This window comes from Azospirillum lipoferum (assembly GCF_024170005.1).
Lineage (GTDB): Bacteria > Pseudomonadota > Alphaproteobacteria > Azospirillales > Azospirillaceae > Azospirillum > Azospirillum lipoferum.
On the sequence record NZ_JALJXJ010000044.1, the window covers coordinates 1 to 1849 of the forward strand.

The following is a 1849-nucleotide window of genomic DNA, read 5'->3' on the forward strand; positions in this document are numbered from 1 at the left end:
GCGGGTCGGGGCTGGACGTGGTGACGCTGGGCTCGGGCGGCAGCACGCTCTCGACGGTGGCGGTGGAGACGCTGATCGGCGGCAGCGGTCTGGACGTGGTGACGCTGGGCACCGGCGGCACGACGGTGCGGATCATCGGCATCGAAACCATCATTGGTGGTGCGGTAACCGATGTCATCACCGTGGGGTCGGGCGGCATCACGGTGCAGGCGCATGCCCTTGAAACCATTATCGGTAGCGAAGGCTTCGATCTGGTCTTCCTGGGCGGCGCCGGCAGCACGCTGCTGGCATCGGCTCTCGATATTCTGGTCGGCGGCGCCGGTCGGGATGTCGTCACGTTGGGTTCGGACGGCAACACGCTGCTGCTGCGCGGTATCGAAACACTGGCCGGCGGGGTGGGCAGCGATACCGTCACCATCGGCGACACCGGCACCACCATGCTGGTGAGCGCGATCGAGACGCTGACCGGCGGGTCCGGTCTGGACATCATCGCATTGGGCTCGGGCGGCGGCACGCTGATGGTGTCGCTCCTCGAAACGCTGACCGGCGGTGTGGGCAGCGACGTGATCACGGTCGGCACCCTGGGTGCAACCCTGGTGGCGAACGCGCTTGAAACCCTGCTGGGTGGTACGGCATCCGAACTCGTATTCCTCGGGTCAGGCGGATCGACGATCACGGTGTCGGGCATCGATACCCTGATCGGCGGCATCGGCACGGATGTCGTGACGTTGGGGTCGTCGGGCAACACGATGCTGTTGCGCGGCATCGAAACGCTGACCGGCAACAGCGGGGTCGACGTGCTGACGCTCGGCAATACGGGCAACACCGCGACGGTATCGCTGTTCGAGACGATCGTCGGCGGCCTGGGCAGCGATCTCGTCACCCTCGGCTCGGTCGGCAACACGCTGCTGGTGTCGGGCATCGAGACGCTGGTCGGCGGTACGGATACCGACGTCGTCATCATCGGCACGGCCGGCGGCACCGTGCTGGCACTCGGCATCGAGACGCTGATCGGCGGCACGGGACTTGAGGTCATCTTCACTGGTTCGGTTGGCGCGACCCTGACCGTCTCGGGTGCGGACTTCGTGGTCGGCAACACCGGCACCGACGTTCTGACCCTGGGGTCCGCCGGCAACACCACCACCATCCGCGGCATCGAAACGCTGATCGGCGGTGCGGGGTCCGATCTGGCGATCCTGGGCGACACCGGCAACACCCTGACCTTGGGCTCGGGCGTCGAGATCCTGGTCGGTGGTGTGGCGACCGACGTGGTGACCATCGGCACCGCGGGCACCACCCTGCTGACCCGCGGTGTCGAGACCCTGATCGGTGGTGTCGGCATCGACATGATCACCCTGGGTGACACGCCGAACACCATCACCGTGACCGGCATCGAGACCCTGACCGGCGGTGCGGGCACCGACATTGTCTTCACCGGCTCGGCCGGCGTGACGATGACGGCTTCGGGTGTCGAGTTCCTGGTCGGCGGCACCGGTTCGGATGTCGTGACCCTGGGTGGTTCGGGCAACACCGTCTTCACCCGCGGCATCGACACCCTGTCGGGCGGCGCGGGCAGCGATGTTGCGATCCTGGGCGACACCGGCAACACCCTGACCTTGGGCTCGGGCATCGAGATCCTGGTCGGCGGCACGGCGACCGATGTGGTCACCATCGGCATTTCGGGCGCCACCCTGCTGACCCGTGCGGTCGAGACCCTGATCGGCGGCACCGGCAATGACATCATCACCCTGGGCGACACGCCGAACACGGTCACCGTGTCGGGCGTCGAGACCCTGGTGGGTGGCGCCAACACCGACATCGTCTTCACCAGCGCGGCTGGCGTGACGAT

The 1849-nt window shown here is 67.2% G+C and carries 1 protein-coding gene; it reads left to right on the plus strand.

The window, feature by feature from the left end; all coding sequences use genetic code 11:
- Positions 1-1849 (plus strand): beta strand repeat-containing protein (locus J2848_RS35775; RefSeq protein WP_253568875.1); only part of this gene is annotated, 1849 nt, incomplete at both ends.